This window comes from Acinetobacter sp. AND/436, assembly GCF_049546925.1.
Classification (GTDB): Bacteria; Pseudomonadota; Gammaproteobacteria; order Pseudomonadales; family Moraxellaceae; genus Acinetobacter; species Acinetobacter indicus.
The window spans coordinates 1-1187 of the sequence record NZ_JBMXBO010000037.1 but is presented as its reverse complement, the minus strand read 5'-3'; the positions used below and the strand labels follow the sequence as shown (position 1 = coordinate 1187).

Below are 1187 nucleotides of genomic sequence, written 5' to 3'. Positions count from 1 at the left end.
TATTAATTTCGTATAACAGCCATTATGTTAAATAGGTACTATGTTTTAAGTTAAATTTAAGCAAAAATTGTCTACAAAATCAGTGGTTATTCAAGCCAAACACTTTGAACTATATACAAAATGTTTGGCTTTTTTTTATTTTGAAAGTAGTTTCTCAAAGGTTTGGATCAAATTTGAGATGAATTTTTCTCTTTTTTCTTTACTAATCAATTCAATAGATAAAAATGGATTTAAATCTTCTAATTCAACTAAGAGTAAAGAATCATCTTGGCATCGACAAGCATCGACTCTAGTAATTCCAGTTTGAATGTTATTCCATTTTATAAATTTATCGGCAAATGCTAAATCTTCAGAACTAGCTTGATACTCAATTAATTCCCAGCGTTTATTTTTATCTGGGGCATAAAGTGCATATTGGAATTTATCATCCAGATAATAAAAAGATACTTCGTATTTGAAATCAATTAATGGCTGAATTAGTTTATTAATTGGTTTTACTTCTAACAATTGTTCTTTGGATAAAATCTCCATACCAATTGAGTCAGCACCATTCTTAATTTTAACAATAAAATGGCTTTGTTGCACAAAGATTTCATAACTATATGATTTTAAAAGTTTTGATTATTTTTTGATCCAAAATTAAATTTATTTAAATCAGATGCTTACATATTTATGCAACAAAGCCATTCAGGATTAAAAAATTACCCGAATATTTAAAAATTAGTCTAGCCATCTTAATTGAAGTTTGGTGGGCTTAGCTGCCTTTTATCAAATCATAAAGCCGTGGTCCTCAAAACTTTCCTTTTAAGTTTCAAAGACAGAGTTAATTCTCTAACCAATGCGTCATTTTGTCGCATAAATTCCCTTCTAAAAATGATCGATTTTGATATGAACGCACCCTGCTTTTACAAATTAACAAACAGCCATGCGATTAAAATTTAATCAAAAATATACAATCCTAATCACCTCCAACCTAAAGTCACCCAGAAAAAACCTTAGATTTCATTATTTTTTATACATTCCTACCGTTACACTATAAAAAGAGGTGCGTTACACTATAAAAAAAGGTGCGTTACACTATAATTTGACTGTACGTTACACTATAAAAAGCCCATTTTTTGGGGTGCGTTACACTATAAAAAGCCCATTTTTTGGAGGTGTTACACTATAAAATAGGTGCATTACAC

At 29.2% G+C, this 1187-nt stretch carries 1 protein-coding gene; it reads right to left on the bottom strand.

The window, feature by feature from the left end:
• Nucleotides 1-135 precede the first annotated feature (135 nt).
• Nucleotides 136-585 (bottom strand): hypothetical protein, encoded by a 450-nt coding sequence (locus tag ACPEPR_RS13770; RefSeq protein ID WP_423562561.1) that lies wholly within the window; start codon nucleotides 583-585, stop codon nucleotides 136-138.
• Nucleotides 586-1187 lie beyond the last annotated feature (602 nt).